The organism is Streptomyces sp. NPDC048106 (genome assembly GCF_040706415.1).
Classification (GTDB): domain Bacteria; phylum Actinomycetota; class Actinomycetes; order Streptomycetales; family Streptomycetaceae; genus Streptomyces.
Window position 1 is genome coordinate 41,170 of the sequence record NZ_JBEZND010000010.1, and the last position, 19,832, is coordinate 61,001.

General features: G+C 72.8%; 18 protein-coding genes. 7 read left to right on the forward strand and 11 right to left on the reverse strand.

Going from position 1 to position 19,832, the window contains the following annotated elements; translation table 11 throughout:
* Positions 1-110: 110 nt before the first annotated feature.
* On the forward strand, positions 111-1,085 hold the full coding sequence (locus AB0927_RS12975; protein ID WP_366667637.1) for a tellurite resistance/C4-dicarboxylate transporter family protein: 975 nt from the start codon (positions 111-113) through the stop codon (positions 1,083-1,085).
* 161 nt (positions 1,086-1,246) lie between these two features.
* Here the strand turns inward: AB0927_RS12975 and AB0927_RS12980 are convergent, their stop codons facing one another.
* Positions 1,247-1,600: a hypothetical protein gene (locus AB0927_RS12980; RefSeq protein WP_159704256.1), complete on the reverse strand. Its 354-nt coding sequence runs from the start codon at positions 1,598-1,600 to the stop codon at positions 1,247-1,249.
* 349 nt (positions 1,601-1,949) lie between these two features.
* On the opposite strand from AB0927_RS12980, the gene AB0927_RS12985 reads away from it, so the two are divergent.
* On the forward strand, positions 1,950-3,026 hold the full coding sequence (locus AB0927_RS12985; protein WP_366667797.1) for an NlpC/P60 family protein: 1,077 nt from the start codon (positions 1,950-1,952) through the stop codon (positions 3,024-3,026).
* Between the two features lie 47 nt (positions 3,027-3,073).
* Here AB0927_RS12985 and AB0927_RS12990 read toward each other — a convergent pair whose 3' ends face one another.
* Both AB0927_RS12990 and AB0927_RS12995 read right to left on the reverse strand, forming a co-directional pair.
* The gene (locus AB0927_RS12990) at positions 3,074-3,820 is read right to left on the reverse strand and encodes a response regulator transcription factor (RefSeq protein WP_366667638.1); all 747 of its coding nucleotides are present in this window, start codon (positions 3,818-3,820) and stop codon (positions 3,074-3,076) included.
* Positions 3,817-5,106, reverse strand: a complete 1,290-nt coding sequence (locus tag AB0927_RS12995) for a PspC domain-containing protein (RefSeq protein WP_366667639.1) — start codon at positions 5,104-5,106, stop codon at positions 3,817-3,819. The genes AB0927_RS12990 and AB0927_RS12995 overlap by 4 nt, the downstream gene beginning before the upstream one ends.
* A 221-nt stretch (positions 5,107-5,327) precedes the next feature.
* Here AB0927_RS12995 and AB0927_RS13000 point away from each other — a divergent pair, with 221 nt between their 5' ends.
* Positions 5,328-6,851, forward strand: a complete 1,524-nt coding sequence (locus tag AB0927_RS13000; RefSeq protein WP_366667640.1) for a PspC domain-containing protein — start codon at positions 5,328-5,330, stop codon at positions 6,849-6,851.
* On the forward strand, positions 6,838-7,047 hold the full coding sequence (locus tag AB0927_RS13005; protein ID WP_366667641.1) for a hypothetical protein: 210 nt from the start codon (positions 6,838-6,840) through the stop codon (positions 7,045-7,047). The genes AB0927_RS13000 and AB0927_RS13005 overlap by 14 nt, the downstream gene beginning before the upstream one ends.
* Before the next feature lie 131 nt (positions 7,048-7,178).
* Here the strand turns inward: AB0927_RS13005 and AB0927_RS13010 are convergent, their stop codons facing one another.
* The 3 genes from AB0927_RS13010 to AB0927_RS13020 all read right to left on the reverse strand — a co-directional run bounded on the left by AB0927_RS13010 (position 7,179) and on the right by AB0927_RS13020 (position 10,153).
* Positions 7,179-7,706: a DoxX family membrane protein gene (locus tag AB0927_RS13010; RefSeq protein WP_366667642.1), complete on the reverse strand. Its 528-nt coding sequence runs from the start codon at positions 7,704-7,706 to the stop codon at positions 7,179-7,181.
* Positions 7,707-7,848: 142 nt separating this feature from the next.
* A complete protein-coding gene (locus AB0927_RS13015) occupies positions 7,849-9,129 on the reverse strand; it encodes a hypothetical protein (protein ID WP_366667643.1) in 1,281 nt (426 codons plus the stop codon).
* A gap of 229 nt (positions 9,130-9,358) precedes the next feature.
* Positions 9,359-10,153 carry a class II aldolase/adducin family protein gene (locus AB0927_RS13020; RefSeq protein ID WP_366667644.1) on the reverse strand — a complete coding sequence of 265 codons (795 nt, stop codon included), beginning with the start codon at positions 10,151-10,153 and terminating at the stop codon, positions 9,359-9,361.
* Between the two features lie 163 nt (positions 10,154-10,316).
* On the opposite strand from AB0927_RS13020, the gene AB0927_RS13025 reads away from it, so the two are divergent.
* On the forward strand, positions 10,317-10,784 hold the full coding sequence (locus AB0927_RS13025; RefSeq protein WP_366667645.1) for a pyridoxamine 5'-phosphate oxidase family protein: 468 nt from the start codon (positions 10,317-10,319) through the stop codon (positions 10,782-10,784).
* 16 nt (positions 10,785-10,800) lie between these two features.
* Here the strand turns inward: AB0927_RS13025 and guaA are convergent, their stop codons facing one another.
* Positions 10,801-12,375, reverse strand: coding sequence for a glutamine-hydrolyzing GMP synthase (guaA, locus tag AB0927_RS13030; protein WP_366667646.1), 1,575 nt, complete (start codon positions 12,373-12,375; stop codon positions 10,801-10,803).
* 283 nt (positions 12,376-12,658) lie between these two features.
* Between guaA and AB0927_RS13035 the strand changes: the two genes are divergently transcribed.
* Positions 12,659-12,937: a chorismate mutase gene (locus tag AB0927_RS13035; RefSeq protein ID WP_366667647.1), complete on the forward strand. Its 279-nt coding sequence runs from the start codon at positions 12,659-12,661 to the stop codon at positions 12,935-12,937.
* 486 nt (positions 12,938-13,423) lie between these two features.
* Here AB0927_RS13035 and AB0927_RS13040 read toward each other — a convergent pair whose 3' ends face one another.
* The 4 genes from AB0927_RS13040 to AB0927_RS13055 all read right to left on the reverse strand — a co-directional run bounded on the left by AB0927_RS13040 (position 13,424) and on the right by AB0927_RS13055 (position 18,884).
* Positions 13,424-15,202, reverse strand: coding sequence for a GMC family oxidoreductase (locus AB0927_RS13040; protein WP_366667648.1), 1,779 nt, complete (start codon positions 15,200-15,202; stop codon positions 13,424-13,426).
* 75 nt (positions 15,203-15,277) lie between these two features.
* Positions 15,278-16,891: a succinic semialdehyde dehydrogenase gene (locus tag AB0927_RS13045; RefSeq protein WP_366667649.1), complete on the reverse strand. Its 1,614-nt coding sequence runs from the start codon at positions 16,889-16,891 to the stop codon at positions 15,278-15,280.
* A 54-nt stretch (positions 16,892-16,945) separates the two neighbouring features.
* Positions 16,946-17,932 carry a serine/threonine-protein kinase gene (locus AB0927_RS13050; RefSeq protein WP_366667650.1) on the reverse strand — a complete coding sequence of 329 codons (987 nt, stop codon included), beginning with the start codon at positions 17,930-17,932 and terminating at the stop codon, positions 16,946-16,948.
* Positions 17,933-17,978: 46 nt separating this feature from the next.
* The gene (locus AB0927_RS13055; RefSeq protein WP_366667651.1) at positions 17,979-18,884 is read right to left on the reverse strand and encodes an MBL fold metallo-hydrolase; all 906 of its coding nucleotides are present in this window, start codon (positions 18,882-18,884) and stop codon (positions 17,979-17,981) included.
* A gap of 103 nt (positions 18,885-18,987) precedes the next feature.
* Between AB0927_RS13055 and AB0927_RS13060 the strand changes: the two genes are divergently transcribed.
* Positions 18,988-19,830, forward strand: a complete 843-nt coding sequence (locus tag AB0927_RS13060; protein ID WP_366667652.1) for an AraC family transcriptional regulator — start codon at positions 18,988-18,990, stop codon at positions 19,828-19,830.
* Positions 19,831-19,832 lie beyond the last annotated feature (2 nt).

The window sequence follows — 19,832 nt, forward strand, 5'->3', positions numbered from 1 at the left end:
CGGTCCCGCTCCCCGAAACCCGCGGGAACCGGATCGGGGACGAACGTTTTCGCGCGCCCCGTGCGCGTGCCCCTGCCGTCCGGCCCGGGTCCCTGCCTAGCATCGGGCGCATGTCCGTCACCCGAGGTCTGCGCGCCTGGTGGGAGGGCCGGTCGCCGGCCGCCGGAGCCGCCGTGATGGCGACCGGCATCCTGTCGACGGACCTGCACCTGACCGGCGACGAGGCGCTCTCCCTGGCGGCGCTGGCACTGGCGGGCGTCATCTGGGTCGTGCTGGCCGTCGGATTCGTCAGGCGGCTGCTCCTCGACCGGCGCCGTTGGGCGGCCGAGGCCAGGAGTCCCGGCGCGCTCACCGCCGTCGCCGCGACCGCCGTGCTCGCCTCCCGGCTCGCCGTACTGGGCCGGCGGCCCCTGGCCGAGGCGTTGCTGGCCCTCGCGGCGGTGCTGTGGGCGGTGCTGCTCCCGGTCGTCGTACGGCACTGGCGGCCCCGCATGCCGGGCTCGGTGTTCCTGTGCTGCGTGGCCACCCAGGGACTGGTCGTGTCGGCGGCCGGGCTGGCGGCGGCCGAGCACACGGCGTGGCTCGCGCACACCGCGCTGGTGCTGTTCTGGCTGGGGCTGGTGCTCTACGCCCTCGCCCTGCTCCGCTTCGACCCGCGGCAGCTACTGGAGGGGGCCGGGGACCACTGGGTGTCCGGCGGAGCGCTCGCCATCTCGGCGCTGGCCGGGGCGGGCCTGCTCGCCGCCGGGAACACGAGCGGCCTGTATCTGTGGAACGAGGACGACCGCGACGCCCTGCGCACCACGACGGTCGCCCTGCTCGTCGTGTGCCTGGCGGCGTATGCCGTGCTGGTGGTCGCCGAGGCCGTCCGGCCCCGGTTCCGCTACGACCAGCGCCGTTGGGCGACGGTCTTCCCCCTGGGAATGACGGCCGCGGCGACGCTGTCCGTCGCGACCGCCGTCGGCGTCCCGTGGCTCAGGGGGCCGGGACGCGTGCTGGAGTGGGTGGCGGTGGCGGTGTGGCTCCTGGTGGCCGCCGGCGCGGTCCGCGGCGCGGTGCGCACCGCCCGCGCCGCGACGGCCTGACGAGGCCGGCCGCCGGGGCGCCGTAGCGCCGGGACCTGGCCTGCCGTGGTCCAGCAACCGCCGAGCCCGGGCGGTCACGTCGCGGCAGTCGGGCCGGGGCGGACTGGCCGAGGCGGACTGGCCGGGGCAGTCGGGCCAGAGCGGTCGGGCCGGGGCGGCCGTCAGGTCCAGAGCACCGCGATGAAGATGTTCGTCGCGGTCAGCGCGCCGACCAGCCCGAACTGCGCCTTGTCGATCCGCTCCTCGTCGCGCTTGACGTAGACCAGGCCGAGGATCACGATCAGCAGCGCCAGCTTGATGCCGATCTTGACGGTGTTGATCTGGGCGCCCTGGGCCTGGTTGAGCCCGACCAGGGCCACGCCGGTGACCAGCATGGTCAGCGCGCCGTGCAGCATCCCCGGTACGAACCGGGCCGTGCCCTGGCCCATCGCCTTCATCTGGGTGAGGAAACCGCCGAGCAGCGCGGCGATGCCGATGATGTGCAGGCCGACGAAGAGATGGATGAGTACGTCCATGGAGCGGGAGCCTAACCAGCGCCCGACGGCGCCCCGTCACCGCCCCCGGACACTCGCCCATCCCGCGTGAACACGCCCTATAGCACCCCACCTCCCTCCCTCTCATCACTTCTCACACTTCGATCACCACGCTGCGTGAAGACGGCACCCCGAACCGCTCGACGTGGTCGCATACGGTCACGCATCGCCGCGTCGACGACAGTTCCGTACAGTGCGTTACCAACTCGTCACCGTCCGGCTTAGCGTCCTCCCCCAGGCACCCGGCTCCCACCGCCGGGCCCGTATCGATCGGATCAGTCGATCGGATCAGTCGATCGGATCAGTCTTACGGAAGGACGTGACGGCACAGGTGGCAGCGCACCGCAGGCCACGGCAGTACCCGTTCAGGGGTCATACGGCCCGGACGGCCGCCATCGTCGCGCTGGCCGGGGCGGCCACCGCGACGGGCTTCGACGGCACCGGACAGGCCGAGCCCCGGCTGACACCCGCACAGGTGAAGGCCAGGGTGGACAGCTTGTACCGGGAGGCCGAGACCGCCACCCAGAAGTACGACGGCGCGAAGGAGAAGGCGGACGCGGGCGAGCACCGGCTGAACTCGCTGCGCGACGAGGCCGCCCGGAAGACACTGAAGCTCAACTCCGCGCGGGAAGCCCTCGGTTCCCTCGCCGCCGCGCAGTACCGCTCCGGAGACATCGCCCCCGCCTGGCAGCTCGCCCTGTCCAGCGACCCCAACCGCTACCTGGACGACGCCGCCCTCGCCGAACGCGCCGGTGACCGGCAGTCCGCCGCCGTGTCCCAGGTAAGCCGGCAGCTCCAGGAGATCGAGCGGTTGCGCGGCGCCGCCCGCGTGGCGCTGAAGTCGCTGAAGTCCCATCAGGCCGAACTGCGGCGGCAGAAGAAGACCGTCACCGGCAAACTGGCCGAGGCCCGGCGGCTGCTGGCCGAGCTGCCCCCGGCGCAGCGCGACGGGATGACCGGCGCCGACGACGCATACCGCACCGCTGTGGGAGACGCGATCCGGTCGGCCGACGGCCTCGGACAGGCGCTGGAACAGGACGGAGCCGCCACGGCCCCCGACTCCCGCGCCGCGGCGGCCGTCTCCTACGCCTTCGCCAAACTCGGTAGCCCCTACGTGTGGGGCGCGACCGGCCCCCACGCCTTCGACTGCTCGGGCCTGGTCCAGGCCGCCTACCGCTCCGCCGGAGTGTCCCTCCCCCGCACCACCTACGCCCAGATCGGCGCGGGCCGACGCGTTTCCCGCTCCGAACTGCGCCCCGGCGACCTGGTGTTCTTCTACTCCGGCGTCAGCCACGTCGGCATCTACGTCGGCGACGGCCGCATGATCCACGCCCCGAACCCCTCGGCCCCGGTACGCGTGGCCCCGATCGACCAGATGCCGTTCGCGGGGGCGACGCGGGTGGTGTGAGGGGCCCGGCCGAGCGGGATCCGACCGGGGGTTCCTCCGCCGCCGGGTCAGACCAGGCGGCGCGCGGTCGCCCAGCGGGTCAGCTCATGGCGGTTGGACAGCTGGAGCTTGCGCAGGACCGCCGAGACATGGGATTCGACCGTCTTCACCGAGATGAACAGCTGTTTGGCGATCTCCTTGTAGGCGTAGCCCCGGGCGATCAGACGCAGCACCTCCCGCTCGCGCTGGGTGAGACGGTCCAGGTCCTCGTCCACGGGCGGGGCGTCGGTGGAGGCGAAGGCGTCCAGGACGAAGCCGGCCAGCCGCGGGGAGAAGACCGCGTCCCCTTCCTGGACCCGGAAGATCGAGTCCACCAGGTCGGTGCCGGTGATGGTCTTGGTGACATAGCCGCGGGCGCCGCCGCGGATCACCCCGATCACGTCCTCCGCCGCGTCCGACACGGACAGCGCGAGGAAACGCACCGGTTGCTCGGCGTCCGCCATCAGCGCCGCGCACCGGCGCAGCACCTCCACCCCGCCGCCGCCCGGCAGATGGACGTCGAGGAGGACCACCTCGGGCCGGGTCGCGGTGATGACGGTGACCGCCTGGTCGACGTCCGCGGCCTCGCCCACCACCTCGACTCCGGTCACGGCGGTCTGACCGATCTCCGCCTGTACGCCGGTGCGGAACATCCGGTGATCGTCCACCAGCACCACCCGTACGTGCCGCCCGCCCGCACCGCCGTCGGCGAGTCCGCCGATCGCGGCAGTCCCCGCCGTCTCCGCCGTGCCGCTCGCCTCGGTCGCGTCGCTCATGCCGTCTTCTCCGCCCTCTCCATCTCCAGCTCGACCTCCGTGCCGCCGCCCGGCACCGACCGCAGCCGGGCCGTGCCTCCGTGGCGCTCCATGCGCCCGATGATCGATTCTCTGACGCCCATGCGGTCGGCGGGTATCTCGTCGGGATCGAAGCCCGGACCGCGGTCGCGCACGGACACGAACACCGTCCTACTCTCGACCTCGGCGTAGACCTGCACGGCGCCGCCCTCGCCACCGTACTTGGCGGCGTTCACCATCGCTTCGCGCGCGGCCTGCATCTGCGCACCGGTCCGCTCGTCCAACGGGCAGTCACCGACGACGACGACCTCCAGGGGCACCCCGTGCTTGTCCTCGACCTCGGCCGCGTTGCGCCGCACCGCCTCGGCGACCGTGTCGGGCTCGTCGGCCTCGTCCTTGCCGGTGCCCTCCGGCTTGTACAGCCAGGTGCGCAGGTCGCGCTCCTGGGCGCGGGCGAGGCGGCGGACCTCGCCCGCGTTGTCCGCGTTGCGCTGGATCAGGGTGAGGGTGTGCAGCACGGAGTCGTGGACATGCGCGGCGACCTCGGCGCGCTCCTGGGCGCGGATGCGCATCAACCGCTCCTCGGACAGGTCCTGGGTCATCCGGACCAGATACGGACCGGCGAGCAGGGTGATGCCGACGAGGACCGCGAGCGCGGCCTGGAGGACGGCGCCCAGGTGGGCGGCCGAACCCTGGAGGACGAAGATCGCCGAAACGCCGGCCGTGACCAGCAGGACACCGGCGGCCGCGCGCACCAGGGTCAGGGTGCGGCGGTGTCGGCCGACCTCGGCCCAGCGGGCCCGGCGGGCGTTGTCCGCCTGCCGCCAGACCAGGGCGACACCGGCCGCGACGAGCACGGCGGGCACCAGATACGCCTTGGCCGCGCCGGTCAGATTGACGCTGCTCACGAAGACCATGGACACGATGACCATGAGGAGCAGCGCGACCATCTGGCCGCGGTCCGGCTTGCGGGTCACGAGTCTTCTGCGGCCGCCGGGCGCGGTCTCGGCGGCGGCCGGGGACGGCCTCTGCCCTCCGACGCCGCCGACGCCGAGCGGGACGAAGAACCAGAACGCCGCGTAGAGCAGCGCGCCCAGTCCGTTGGCCATGAACAGGCCGGCGAACGCGAGCCGGACCCAGACGACGGGCAGCCCGAGATGCCCGGCGAGGCCCCGCGCCACTCCACCGAGCCAGCGTCCGTCGCCGCTGCGGTAGAGCTTGCGCGGCGGCCGCGGGTCGTCGAGTGGCAGGCTTGCGGCTTCCGGCATGGCACCGATGGTCACACGGCCGGCCGGGCCGGGGCATCAGGGTCGGTCCCCGAGACGCCCCTGATCTTCCCCGGGTCCAGGTCGGGGACCTCGCTCGCGCACCGGTTCCGGCCGGTGCGCGCCGCTCGAACGCTTCCCCCGCCCGCCTCAGGGCCGATCTCAGGGTTCGCCCAGGGTTGTCCCGACTGCCGCCGCGCCGCCCCGGCCGTCACCATGGACCCATGACGGATCACGAGCACGCCGCGACGGGTCCGGGACCCGGTCCCGGCCCGCGCCCGGCCCCGGGCACCGGGCCGACGGATGCCGTGCCCGCCGCGACGGAAGGGACGGGCGCGGCCGGCGGCGGCTCCGCCCCTCGGGCGGAAAACTCGGAGAAGACGGGGCAAGGGGAGAGGCACAGGCAGGGGCAGGGGCAGAAAGACGGGCAGCCGCAGGAGCCCGCGCGGCAACCGGGCCCCGCCGAGACCGTCCTCGGCCGGTTCCGGCGCGAGCGCCGGTACAAGATGATCGCGGGCGTGTGCGCGGGGCTCGGCCGGCAGGCCGACATGGACCCGGTGATATTCCGGATCACCCTGGCCGTCCTGTCCGCGACCGGTGGCATCGGCCTCATCTTCTACGGCTTCGTGTGGCTGCTGGTGCCGTACGAGGACGAGGAGGAGAACGAGCTGCGCAAGCTGCTGACCGGCCGGGTCGACGGCCAGGCGCTGGCCGCCGTGCTGTTCGCCCTGGTCGGCTGCGGGATCTTCCTGACCATGCTGAGAAACGGCGGGGCGCTCGCTTTCGCCGCGGTGCTCTCGCTGATGCTCGCCGGCGCCGGGTACTGGTCGCGGCGCCGTGGCGCCCCCGACCCCGACCCGCTGGCCGCGCAGGCCGCCGCCGACGCGCCGCCGGAGGCGCAGGCGCCGCCGGTCGCCACCAGCTACCCGTCCTGGTGGCGGGACCCGATCGTCAAGGACGGCACCCATGTCGGCGGCACCGGCTATCTGTGGGGACCCGGCGACGCGCGAGTCCGGGACGGAGACCTGCTCTCGGTCGTCGACGTCCACATCGTCACCCCCTGGACCCACCCCGGTGCCGCACAGCCGCCGCGTCCCGCGTCCCCGAAGCCGCGCGGACCACGCTGGATAGGCGGCGCGGTGTTCCTGCTGGCGCTGCTGGCCGCCGGTCTGGGCTCCGGGCTGACCTGGCACACCCACCCACTGGGCGCCAGTCTGCAGACCGGACTCGCCTGTGCGCTGGCCGTCTTCGGCCTGGGCCTCGCGGTCAGCTCCTTCCTGGGCCGCACCGGCGCAGGCACGGTGTTCCTGGCGATCGTCACGGCGGCGCTGCTCGGCGGGACCGCTGCGATGCCCCGGGACATCTCCACGCACTGGCAGGAGGCCACCTGGACACCCGGCACCGCGGCGCAGGTCCGGCCGTCGTACAAGCTGGGGACGGGCCGAGGAGTCCTCGACCTGACCCGGATACACCCGGCCGAGGGACAGACCCTCGCCACGGACGCGCACATCGGCGCGGGCCGGCTGAAGGTGATCGTGCCGGCCGACGCGACCGTGCTGATGGACATCGACGTGGGCGTGGGCGACATCAAGTCGCCGGGAGAGAACGGAAAGGACGTGGACGTGCTGCCGCGACGGCACAGGGATGTGACGCTGGCACCGACCAAGGGCGGCAAGGACAGCGGCACCCTGGACCTCACCCTCGGGGTCGGGGCCGGCGAGGTGGAGGTGGACCGTGCTGCGCCATGAGTTCCGGCCGGGAAAGCTGGTCGCCGGGCTGTTCCTGGTCGCCACCGGTGTGGTGTACGCCGGGGACGCGACCGGCCTGTGGAAGACCCCGTGGTTCGCGATCATCCCGCTGGTGGTGGGCGGCCTGTGCCTGGCCGGGGCCACCGCGACGCTCAACCGGGCGATACGCGGGCGGGGCAGGACCGAGAGAGGTTAGGGCCTCTCTCTCGGATCCTGCCGGCGGACGCGCGGCGCGGGGACTGGCACAAGGCAGCCTCGCCAGGGGCCGACCTGCTCCGGCCAACGGCGCCTCGTGCGCGACCGCCGACAAGGTCCGGAAGAAAGACCCTAGAGGTAGCCGAGGGCCCCCCGTCGGCCGCGGGCGCGCCTGACGGCGTCCAGGGAGAGATAGGGGGCGCCGGCGAGGATCAGGGGCAGCCAGGCCATCAGGTAGGCGAGGTCGTTGCCGTAGTAGTAGGGGGTCGTCGCCCAGCTCATGGTCAGCCAGAGGCTGAGGGAGATCAGCGCGCCGCCCAGTGCGGCCAGGCGGCCGAGCAATCCGAGGAGGGTGGCGATGCCGACGGCCAGTTCGCCGAGGGCGATGGCGTAGCCGAAGCCCACCGGGCTCTTCAGGGCGAGGTCGACCAGGGCGGGGAGCGCTGCGGTGCCGCGGGCGGCGCGCATGGTGTCGCCGATCGAGCCGGCGCCGACGGCCTTCATGAAGGTGCTGTCGGTGATCTTGTCCAGACCGGCGTAGAGGAAGGTGACGCCGAGGAAAACACGCAAGGGCAGCAGGGCGTAGTGGGCGGCGGTGTCCCGCCAGCCGTTCCGGCCGTTCAGCCGGGTGCCGCGCGTGTCCATCCGAATACCGGTCATCCTGCCTGCCGCCTCTCGCCCGCCGTCCCTGCCGCCCCCTCCCGACCATACGTATGACAAGGAGGAGACGCTCAATCATCTCCCATGGATTTTTCCGGATTTCAGGCGTTCGCATGAGAGGAGGATCGGGAGCGGAGGACGCTCACTCGGTGATCTGGACCGTGTAGCGGTTGGTCGGCACTCCGGCCGCGGTCACCACCTGGACCTCCACCGAGCCCGGCTCGACGTCGGCCGGGACCGGGACGGTCAGGACGGTGTCCGTGGGGTTGCGGAAGCCGCCGGTGACCGGGACCAGCGGGACATGGACATCGACGGCGCCGATGCGGACGACCATGCGCGAGAGCCGTTCGGCGGTCCCGGCGCCGGGCGGGACGAAGCCGGCGCCGCGGATCTCGATGTCGTCGCCGGTGCGGATCGGCCCGTCCAGGTCACCGGGTTCGCGGGCGCGGACCACGGAGAGGACGACCGCCCGGCCGCCCTCCGCGTACTTGCCCGTCAGATAGGTGGCGGCCGAGATCAGGACGACGACCGCGAGTCCCCAGGGCAGGTCGGGCAGTTGGTCGGGGCGGCGGGCGAGCCGTACGGCGGCGAAGATCAGGGCGACGGCGCTGATGGCGACGTACTGGATGTCGGTGAAGGCGCCCCGGCCGGAGTCGTCGGTGAGCAGGTCGGCGGCGCGCGGCCGGTGGGCCGGGACCTTCTGCAGCCGCTGGGCGAGGATGCGCAGGCCCACCACCCGGCGGACCAGGACGGCGATGCCGCACACCACGGCGAGGACGGTCACCACACCGGCGCCGCGGGCGAGGTCGAGGCCCGCGATGAGCGCGTCGCGTTCGGCGTGGCCGGAGGCCGCGGCCAGGCGGGCGGCGAGCAGCAGGACGGCGTAGCCGATGAACAGGACCCAGCAGACGGCGACGGAACGGGAGGTGGACATGCGATGGTCCTCACCGATCACCGGGGCGAGAGCGCCGCCGCGCGCCCGGTGGAACCAGCAGGCGGCGGTCAGCGCGACGGCCACGACGAGGGCGGCGAGCAGGGCGGCGGTGCGGGCGGCGGTCCAGCCGGCGCCGATCGCGGTCAGCGCCTCGCCGAGCAGCAGGGCGACGACCGCGCCCCACACCGTGCACAGGGTCCGCAGCCACAGCCGGGTGAGCCACATCTCGCCCTCGGCGCGACCGCGTTCGGCGACGGCCTCCGCGCGCTGGGTCAGTTCCTCGGAGACCCACTGACGGGAGGCCGAGGGAGAGTAGGCCACGGCGGCGGGCAGGCCCTGTCCGGCGGCGAACTCGTCGCGGCGCCGCAGGAACGCGGCGACGGCCCGCCGGTGTCCCTCCCGGGCGCCGTGCGGACAGTCCCCGCAGCCGCAGCCGCCCTCGTGGACGCCCTCGGCATCCGCGCCCTCTCTCGCCTCCTGCACCGCCACGTCCGACGCCCGCCTTCCCCGCGACCTCGCGGCACGGCCGCCGGTCTCTCGGTGAGCCGTTCCGTCGCCGTGCAACTCCCCTACCTCAACAGCGAATTGTGCCCTACCAGGACCGTCTGGGGGCCGCCGACATGATCCTGGAGGGTGAACTGCCGAGCGTCGCGTTGACACGTCCGCCCCGGCCGCCACTCCCCGGCCCGCCCCTCCCCTCCCCACCCCTCCCCGTCCCTCAGCTGAGCAGATCGGGTTCGCTGCGGGTCACTTCCTGCCAGAGGGGCTGGTAGTTGATCCAGGCGACGAGGTCGCCGCCGAGCTGGTCGCGGGTGGCGACGGCGAGTTCGTGGTCGATGAGGACCGGCCGGCCGGCCGCGCGGGCCAGGAGCTGCACCTGGCAGGAGCGGTCCATGGACAGGAACCACCAGGCCGCGGCGTCCACGGAGTCGCCGACGGTGAGCAGCCCGTGGTTGCGGAGCACGAGCGCCTTGCGGGAGCCGAGCGCCGACGCGATGCGGCGGCCCTCCTCGGCGTCGACGGTGACTCCGGTGTAGGCGTCGTAGAGGGCGGCGTCCTCGTAGAAGGCGCAGCTCTCCTGGGTGAGGGGGTCGATGAGTTCGCCGAGGGCGGCGAGGGCGCGGCCGTGCACGGAGTGGCAGTGGGCGACGGCGACGACGTCCGGGCGGGCGGCGTGGACCTGGGCGTGCACGGTGAAGGCGGCCTGGTTGACGTGGTAGCGGCCCTCGACGACCTGGCCGTCCTGGTTGACGAGGACGAGGTCGCCGGCGGTGACGTGCTTGAAGGGCATGCCGAAGGGGTTGACCCAGAAGCAGTCGCCGAACTCCGGGTCGCGGGCGGTGATGTGGCCGGAGACGCCGTCCTCGAACCCGTGGCGACCGAAGATCCGCAGGGCTCCGGCGAGCCGTTCCTTGCGGTGCCGGCGCTCCTCCTCGACCGAGTCGTGCGTCGGCGGCATGGCGAACTGCAGTTGGTCGGTGGCCAGCGGCAGCGGCGGGGTGGGCCCGGACATCGGTCCTCCAGCGCGGGTAGGGCGGTACGGCCGGAAGTTACCGCCGGTCAGCGCGAAAGGGCAGGGCTGCTGCGTGAAGATGGCGCGCAGATGGGAGAGGCGCGAGAAAGACCGAGAGAAAGGCGACAGGAGATGTCGGGTTGGGGGAGCACACTCGGCCGGTATGAACTGGGCAGACTTCACCACAGCCGAACCGCGCCTCGCCGCGGTCACCGAGGAACGCTTCGGCGCCTTCCGGCACCACGTCCTCGTCACCCTCCGCCGGGACGGCTCGCCGCGCGCCTCGGGACTGGAGGTGCGCTTCCAGGGCGGCGAGCTGTGGTTCGGCATGATGCCGGACTCGCTGAAGGTGCGCGACCTGCTGCGCGATCCGCGGTTCGCGCTCCAGGCCAATCCCGGCGAGGGCACCGGCATGGGCGGCGGGGACCTGCGGATCAGCGGGCGGGCGTACGAGGTCGGGGACGGGGAGGCGAAGGCCGGGTATGTGAAAGAGGTGGAACCGCCGGAGCCGTTCCACCTCTTCCGCACCGAGTTGACGGAGGTCGTGCGGACCTCTGTCGAGGACGACCGGTATCTGGTCGTCCAGGTCTGGAAGCCCGGAGAGCCGGTGCGGACTCTCAGGCGGACCTGAGCCTAGAAGGGGAGGCTTACTCCCACTCGATGGTGCCCGGCGGCTTCGAGGTGACGTCGAGGACGACGCGGTTGACGTCGCGGACCTCGTTGGTGATGCGGGTCGAGACGCGGGCGAGGACGTCGTAGGGCAGCCGGGACCAGTCGGCGGTCATGGCGTCCTCGGAGGAGACGGGGCGCAGCACGATCGGGTGACCGTAGGTGCGGCCGTCGCCCTGGACGCCGACGCTGCGGACGTCGGCGAGCAGGACCACCGGGCACTGCCAGATGTCGCGGTCGAGGCCGGCCGCGGTCAGCTCCTCGCGGGCGATGGCGTCGGCGTCGCGCAGGAGGTCCAGACGCTCCTTGGTCACCTCGCCGACGATGCGGATGCCGAGGCCCGGACCCGGGAAGGGCTGGCGCTGGACGATCTCGTCCGGCAGGCCCAGCTCCTGGCCGACCATCCGGACCTCGTCCTTGAACAGCTTGCGCAGCGGCTCGATCAGCTTGAACTCGAGGTCCTCGGGCAGGCCGCCGACGTTGTGGTGCGACTTGATGTTGGCGGTGCCGGTGCCGCCGCCGGACTCGACCACGTCCGGGTACAGGGTGCCCTGGACCAGGAACTCCACAGCCGGGCCCTCGTCGGCGATGATCTCGGCCTGCGCCTGCTCGAAGACGCGGATGAACTCCCGGCCGATGATCTTGCGCTTCTCCTCGGGGTCGCTGACCCCGGCGAGGGCGTTCAGGAAGCGCTCCTCGGCGTCGACGACCTTCAGCTGGACGCCGGTGGCCGCGACGAAGTCCTTCTCGACCTGCTCGGTCTCGCCCTTGCGCATCAGGCCGTGGTCGACGTAGACGCAGGTCAGCTGGGAGCCGATGGCCTTCTGCACCAGGGCGGCGGCCACGGCGGAGTCCACGCCGCCGGACAGGCCGCAGATCGCGCGCTTGTCGCCGACCAGCTCGCGGATGGCCTCGACCTGCTCCTCGATCACGTTGCCCGTGGTCCAGGAGGGCTCCAGGCCCGCGCCGCGGTACAGGAAATGCTCCAGGACCTGCTGGCCGTGCGTGGAGTGCATGACCTCGGGGTGGTGCTGGACGCCGTAGAGCTTCTTCTCGTCGTTCTCGAACGCGGCGACCGGGACCAGGTCGGTGGACGCGGTGACCGAGAAGCCCTCGGGGGCGGCGGAGCAGGCGTCGCCGTGCGACATCCAGACCTGCTGCTCGGCCGGGGTGCCCTCGAAGAGGGTGGAGGACGTCCGGGAGACGTGCAGGTCGGTGCGGCCGTACTCACGGGCGCCGGTGTTGTCGACGGTGCCGCCGAGGGTGCGCGCCATCAGCTGGAAGCCGTAGCACATGCCGAAGACGGGGACTCCGGCCTCGAAGATCTCGCGGTCGAGGCCGGGCGCGCCCTCCTCGTACACCGACGAGGGACCGCCGGAGAGGATGATCGCCGCGGGCTTCTTGGCGAGCATCTCCTTGACCGGCATGGTGCTCGGCACGATCTCGCTGTAGACCCGCGCCTCGCGGACGCGTCGGGCGATGAGCTGGGCGTACTGCGCACCGAAGTCGACGACCAGGACGGTGTCGGGGGCAGTGGGAGTCGCTGATGACACGGGGTGCCTTCTGGTGGTCCGGGCGGGGGTCTGTACTACGAGTCTAACGGTGCGGGCGCAAAGCCCTCCGCCGAAGCGGCATGGCATACTGGCCCCATGCTTCAGCACACGACCTTCGTCTTTACCTATGGCACCGGGCCCGCCGGTCGCCATGGTCGTGCTGCTCAGCGAAACGCTTAGCGACTTCCCCAGGCGCCCCGGGCCGACAAGGCCCGGGGCGCCTGTCGTTTCTCCGGGTCACGCCGCTCCGGGGCATCCACCTTCACGATCAGGAGCCCCCGACATGACCACCACCACACCCGAAGAGACGGCCGCGACGCCGGAGGCGACCATCGCCGCCGCCCGGGAGCGCATCGACGCGATCGACGACCGGATCATCGGCCTCATCCAGGAGCGGACGGCCGTCTCCGCCGTGGTCCAGCAGACCCGGCTCTCCTCCGGCGGCCGGCGGGTCAGCCTCTCCCGCGAGATGGAGATCCTCGGGCACTACCGCGAAGCGCTGGGCAAGCCCGGCACCGCGCTCGCCATGACCCTGCTGGAGCTGTGCCGGGGACGCATCTGAGGCGCTCCGATTATCCGACGTGAGTTCGGCCGCCGTCTCACCCGTACGGCGCGTGACCGTGCCGCGCGCGGCTTCGTTAGCGGGGTGTCCGTGCCAGCCAGGGGCGGGCCCGAGAGAACCACGCGTGGCTCACTGGGGCGATGAGGCGTACGGGTCGTGCCGTACGCCGTGGGACCTCGCTCCAGGGAAGTGACCGGACGGCAGGGGACAGCAGCCCGGTCACCAGAGAACGGTCGGCTCCGGGGACGCCCGGGGCCGACCGGCGGAACGTGCGCCGACACCGTCGCACCCTGCGGCACGGCCACCCCCGCACATCCTCACCGGATACGAAGAGGGACCTGCATCCCCCTCCGAAGGCAGGTCCCTCTCACCGTCCGCTTGATCCGGCAGCAGGTTTGATCTGCGACGACGAACAAGGGTTGTGCCCGCGTCCGGGAATTCCGTGTGATCCGGGTCACACATCCGGATCGCGGCACTCCGGACCCGCTACTCCTTCGGCGGCACCGTCGGCATTCCCAGGAACGGCAGCCGCAGCGCGCCGAACGCCTCCGCCGGCACCACCGGACTCAGCGGCTCCACCGGCTTCAGCCGCTCGTACGCCGCCCCCGGCGCCGGCCGCGGGTCCTCCTCGCCCTTGTTCGGCCAGAACGACATGGCCCGCTCGGCCTGCGCGGTGATCGTCAGCGAGGGGTTGACGCCCAGGTTCGCCGAGACCGCGGCGCCGTCCACGACCGAGATGCCGGGGTGGCCGTACAGCCGGTGGTACGGGTCGATCACCCCGGTGTCGGCCGAGTCGCCGATGGGGCAGCCGCCGAGGAAGTGCGCCGTGAGCGGGGTGCCCATCAGCTCGCCGACATTGCTGCCGGGAAAGCCGTTGATCTCGGCGGCGAGCGCGGCGGCGGCCTCGGTGGCGGCCTTGATCTGCTTCGGGTTGGGCGCGCCGTGCCCCTGCCGCGCGGTGAGCAGCCCCTTGCCGACGCCGTCCGGCTTCAGGTACGTGGTCAGCGAGTTGTCGAGGGACTGCATGACCAGGCCGATGATGCTCCGCTCCGACCAGCGCCGGTTGGACAGGGAGCGCAGCACCAGCGCCGGGTGCCGGGCGGCGTGCGCCAGCCAGGCCAGCACCCGCGAGGAGCCCTCGGTGTACGGCACCTGGAGGATGGACAGGCCGCCCATCGCGTTGGAGCCCTTGCCGTAGCGGACCGGCTCGATGTGGGTGTTCTCGTCCGGGTGGATCGAGGAGGTGATCGCGACACCCTGGGTGAAGTCGGCCCGGGGGGTGCCGTGCGCCTTGCGGTACCGGTGGTTGTCGGTCTGCGCGCCGACCAGCGCCTCGGAGTTGGTGCGGGTCAGCTCGCCCAGCTTGGCGGAGAGGTACGGCAGTTGGCCGCCTGCCTTCATGCGGTGCAGCAGGGTCTGGGTGCCGTACGTGCCGGCGGCGATCACGACCCGGCGCGCGGTGAAGAGCCGTCCCTCGCCCTTCTTCCCGCGGTCCGTGGGCAGGGTGGCCACCGCGTACCCGCCGCGCGAGTCGTCGGTGACGGAGACCACCGTGGTCATGGGGTGGACCTCGGCGCCGGCCTTCTCGGCGAGGTGGAGGTAGTTCTCGTTCAGCGTGTTCTTGGCGCCGTGCCGGCAGCCGGTCATGCACTCGCCGCACTCGGTGCAGGCGTTGCGCTCCGGGCCCACCCCGCCGAAGTACGGGTCGGGCACCCGCTGTCCCGGCGACGCCTTCGCCTCGCCGTCCGCGTCCTTCCCGTCGCCGAAGAAGACGCCCACCGGCGCGAAGTGGAAGGTGTCGCCGACGCCCATCCGCTCGGCCGCCGCCTTCAGATGGACGTCCGACGGCGTCATCGTCGGGTTGAGCCGCACGCCGAGCATGCGCTTGGCCTGGTCGTAGTACGGCTTCAACTCCTCCTGCCAGTCGGTGATGTCCTTCCACTGCGGGTCGTCGAAGAACGCCTTCGGCGGTACGTAGAGGGTGTTGGCGTAGTTGAGCGAGCCGCCGCCGACGCCCGCGCCGGCCAGCACCATCACGTTGCCCAGCAGATGGATGCGCTGGATGCCGTACATGCCGAGCTTCGGGGCCCAGAGGTAGTTCTTCAGGTCCCAGGAGTTCTTCGGCAGGGACTGCCGGGTGAAGCGGCGCCCGGCTTCGAGGACGCCGACCCGGTAGCCCTTCTCGGTCAGGCGGAGGGCCGACACGGAGCCGCCGAAGCCGGAGCCGACCACGATGACGTCGTAGTCGTAGGAGTCCTGGGGCACGGGTCTCTCCTCAGTTGTGATGCGCGTGCGGGCCGACTGTGGTCTCTCGCGCGGTTCCCCGCGCGCCCAGGTGGATCACCTGAAGCGGAACGCCTTCAGCAGGCGCAGGCTGGTGGTCATGAAGCGGGCGTAGCCCTCGTCCGTCATGCCCAGCGAGGGTGCCATCGGCAGCAGCCGCTGCTGGGCGACCGTCTGGGCCTCGGTGTACTTGAGGATGCCCTCGGAGCCGTGGCGGCGGCCGAGGCCGGAGTCCTTCATGCCGCCCATCGGGGACTGGACGCTGCCGTAGGCGGGGGCGTAGCCCTCGTTGACGTTGACCGTCCCGGTGCGCAGCCGGGCGGCGATATCGCGGCCGCGCCGGGCGTCCTTGGTCCAGACGGAGGCGTTGAGGCCGTACGGCGTGGCGTTGGCGCGCTCGACGGCCTCGTCCTCGTGCGCGAAGCGGTAGACGGAGACGACCGGGCCGAAGGTCTCCTCCTCGCAGACCGCCATGGAGTCCTCGACGCCGTCGAGGATGGTGGGCTCGAAGAAGTAGGGGCCGATGTCGGGCCGGGCCACGCCGCCCGCGAGCACCTTGGCGCCCTTGTCGACGGCCTCGCGCACATGCGCCTCGACGGTCTTGAGCTGGCGCTCGCCGACCAGGGAGCCCATCTCGGCGCCGTAGGCGAGGGAGTTGCCGAGCCGCATGGCCTTGGTGCGGGCGGCGAAGCGCTCCAGGAAGGTGTCGGCGATCGACTCGTGGACGTACAACCGCTCGATGGAGATGCAGAGTTGGCCGGCGGAGGAGAAGCAGGCGCGCACGGCGCCGGCGGCGGCCTTCTCGATGTCGGCGTCCTCCAGCACCAGCATGGCGTTCTTCCCGCCGAGTTCGAGGGAGACGCCGATCAGCCGGGCGGCGGCACCCTGGGCGACCTCGCGGCCGGTGCGGGTGGAGCCGGTGAAGGAGACGTAGTCCGCGTACTTCACCAACTCCGGCCCCACGACCGGGCCTTCGCCGATGACGACCTGGAAGACGCCCGCGGGCAGCCCGGCCTCGATCAGCAGGTCACGGGCCCACAGCGCGGTGAGGCAGGTCTCGGTGTCCGGCTTCATCACCACGGCGTTGCCCGCGACGAAGGCGGGCAGCGCGTCGCCGACGGACAGCTCCAGGGGGTAGTTCCAGGGCGCGATCTGGCCCACGACCCCGCGCGGGTGGCGCAGTTCGGTGACCTTCGTCAGGGTCGGCACGGCGCCGGTGTGCCGCTTCGCCCGCAGGTAGGCGGGGGCCTTGCGGCCGTAGTGGCGGGCCGCGACGGCGACGGCCAGCACCTCCTCGTGCGCGTGCAGCCGGGCCTTGCCGGTCTCCAGTTGCACGAGGTCGAGGACCTCGGCCTGGCGTTCCAGGATCAGGTCGTGGAAGCGGAGCAGGACGGCGGCCCGCTGCCGTACCGGGGTGCGTGCCCAGACGGCCTGCGCGGCACGGGCCGCCTCGAAGGCCCTGGCCACGTCCTCGGGGGTGGACTCGGGTAGGTCGGCCAGCTTCTCGCCGGTGAAGGGCATGTGGTTGGCGGTCCGGCCGGAGCCGGTGACGCCCTTGGTCAGCCGGGCCACCAGTTCCGGGGTGACCACGTCGGCGGCGGTGCGGGCACCCTCGGGAGAGGGCGCGAGAGGGTTGGTACCGGCGATGTCCGGGGCCTGCGTGTCCGTCATGAGGCGCAGGGTATGCCGCGGCGAACACTTTGTGTACCCGTCGGTAACGGGGATTCACCGAGTACTCACACCCTGCCAGTGATCACTGGCAATAAATGGCCTGATCAGCGGGTTGCCGGTTCGAACACCCGCCCGATCAGTCGCCCGCGGGTTTTTTCCCGAGGAAGAGGCCGAGGGCGGTGAAGTGGGTGCGGCGGCGGGGCGCCGGCCGGGGGGGGAAGACCACCCCTCCGGACCCGGCTGCGGCCGTACGTCCGGTACGCCGCCGGAGTGCCGGACGTCGGCCGGTTCCCCTACGTCCGGCACCCCCAGGTACTCCCGGAGCGCCGCCGCCACCTGGTCCGCCCCCGGCCGGGCCCCGGCCCCCTCGGCGCACAGCCGGTCCAGGAGGGCGCCGAGGGGGCCGGGGCCCGGGCCGCCGAGGGCGGTGCGCAGCAGGGCGCCCAGGGACCACAGGTCGGAGGCGGGACCGGCACCGGGACCGGCCGCGCGCTCGGGCGCGGCGAATGGGGCGTCCCCGCCGGGCCCGTCCCCGGTACCGAAGTCGGTGAGCACGACCCGCCCGGTGCCGGACTCCAGCAGGACGTTGGCCGGTTTGAGGTCGCGGTGCACGATGCCGACGGCGTGGGCGGCGCCCAGGGCGCCGAGGACGGCGAGCCCGACGCGGGCGGCCTCGGCGGGCGGCAGCGGCCCGCGGCGCAGCGCCTCGCCCAGGGACTCGCCCGTCACCAGCTCCCGCACGATCCAGGGGACGCCGGCCTCGGTGACGACGTCGTACACGGTGACGGCGGACGGGTGCCGCACCCGGGCGGCGGCGCGGGCCTCCCGGTACAGCCGGTGGGCGAGCCGCCGGCTCTCCTCGTCCTCGGCCGGATCGCCGGGCAGCGACGGCTCCTTGACCGCGACCCGGCCGTACCCTCCGACGCACTCGTCCCGGGCGCGCCAGACGGTTCCGGCGGGGCCGGTGCCGAGGCGGCCGGTCAGCCGGTAGCGGCCGCCGATCAGCCGTGCGCCGGGCGGGAGTTCGCCGTCTTCAGCCATGTCCCATCAGTACCGCGCGCACCGCGCCGGTGTCGAAGCCCCGGGCTCAGACGGCCCGGTCCCGCAGCGCGAACCTCCCTCCTTCCTCGCGCACTTCGACGGCACCGGCACCCGCGAAGTGCGCCGGGATCACCAACGCCCGCTCGTCCGCCGCCTGTTGGAGCACCCGCCGCCTGGTGGCCGCCGCCCCCGACGGGTCGAGGCAGAAGCAACTGCTGCACTCGGGCCGCAGGATCTGCACCGGGCTGTGCAGCAGGTCTCCGACGAACACGGCGTGTTCACCCCGGGAGGAGACCCGCAGCACGGACGATCCCGGGGTGTGCCCGGGTGCGGCCTCCAGCCGGAGATGCTCGTCGACGCGGTACCCGTCCTCCCATACGACGGCCTGCCCGGCCCGGTGCACGGGCGCGACGCTGTCCTCGTACAGCAGCCGGTCGTCCACCCGCGCGCCGCCCGCGTAGCCGCCCTCGGGTCCGAAGTAGCGGTCGTCGGCGGCCGGCAGCAGATAGCGGGCGCGCGGGAAGGTGGGCACCCATTCGCCGTCGACGTCGTGGGTGTTCCAGCCGACGTGGTCGCCGTGGATGTGCGTGTTCACGACGACGTCGACCTCCGCCGGGTCCACCCCGGCCCGCCGCAGCCGCCCCGGCAGATCACCGGGCTGCCGGTGGAACAGCGGATTGCCCGGCCGCTCCCGGTCCCGGCCCACCCCGGTGTCCACGAGCACCGTCCGGCCGCCGCTGCGCACCACCCAGGTCTGCACCGCCAGCATCGCCATGTCCCGCTCCGGCTCCCAGTACCGGGGCGCCAGCTCCCCCGCGTGCTCCCGCCACACCTCCTCCCCGCATTCCGGGACCAGCCGCCGGGCCGGCACGAGGGGCCCCTGCCGCTCGACGATCCGCAGCACCTCGACATCGCCGATCACGAATGTCCGTACGTTCTCCTCGTCCGTCATGACTCCGAGCCTAGGAACGCCGTGTGAGCGTCCCAATGCTCTTCTCGCTCATCAGGATGCGCCGTTGTCTCATGGGGTGCCTCATGGGTGTCTCATGGGTGGCATGGACGTGGTGAGCGACGCGATCGGCGCGGTCCGGGTGGGCAGCCCCTCCTCGGACCGGCTCCGGGTGAGCGGCGAGTGGGCGGTGCGCCTGCCGCCGTACGAGGGGGCGGGCTTCCATGTCGTCCTCGGCGGCACCTGCCGCCTCCTGCGGGACGGCGACGGCGATCCGGTGCTGCTGGGGCCGGGTGACGTGGCGCTGCTGCCGCACGGGGCGGGGCACGCGCTCATGAGCGTGCGGGACGGCGGCGAGGTCGAGCTGCTGTGCGGCAAGTACCGGCTCGACCGCAGCCGGGCGCACCCGCTGATGGCGGAGCTGCCGCAGGTGGTGCATCTGCCCCACCGGATCGGGGAGCAGCCGGAACTGCGCGCCGCCGTCGACCTGCTGGCCCGGGAACTGGAGGAGCAGCGGCCCGGCGGCCCGCTCGCGCTGCCTAGTCTGCTGGATTTGCTGCTGGTCTACATGGTGCGCGCCTGGATGGGCCGGGCGCGCACGGGGGCGTGGCCGGCGGTGCTGAACGACCCGGTGACGACGGCCGCGCTGCGGGCCCTGCACTCCGAGCCGGCGGCGCCCTGGACGGCCGAGCGGCTGGCCGCCGAGGCGGGGGTCTCCCGGGCCACCCTCGCCCGCCGCTTCACCGCCCTGGTCGGCCGGTCGCCGATGGCGTACCTCACCTGGTGGCGGCTGACCCTGGCGGCGGCCCGGCTGCGCGACTCCGACGCACCGCTCGCGACAGTGGCGCGCGAGACGGGGTACGGCAGTCCGTACGCCCTCTCGCACGCCTTCCGCCGGGAGTTCGGGATCACGCCCGGCCGGTACCGGAACCGCCACGCGGCCTCCTGATC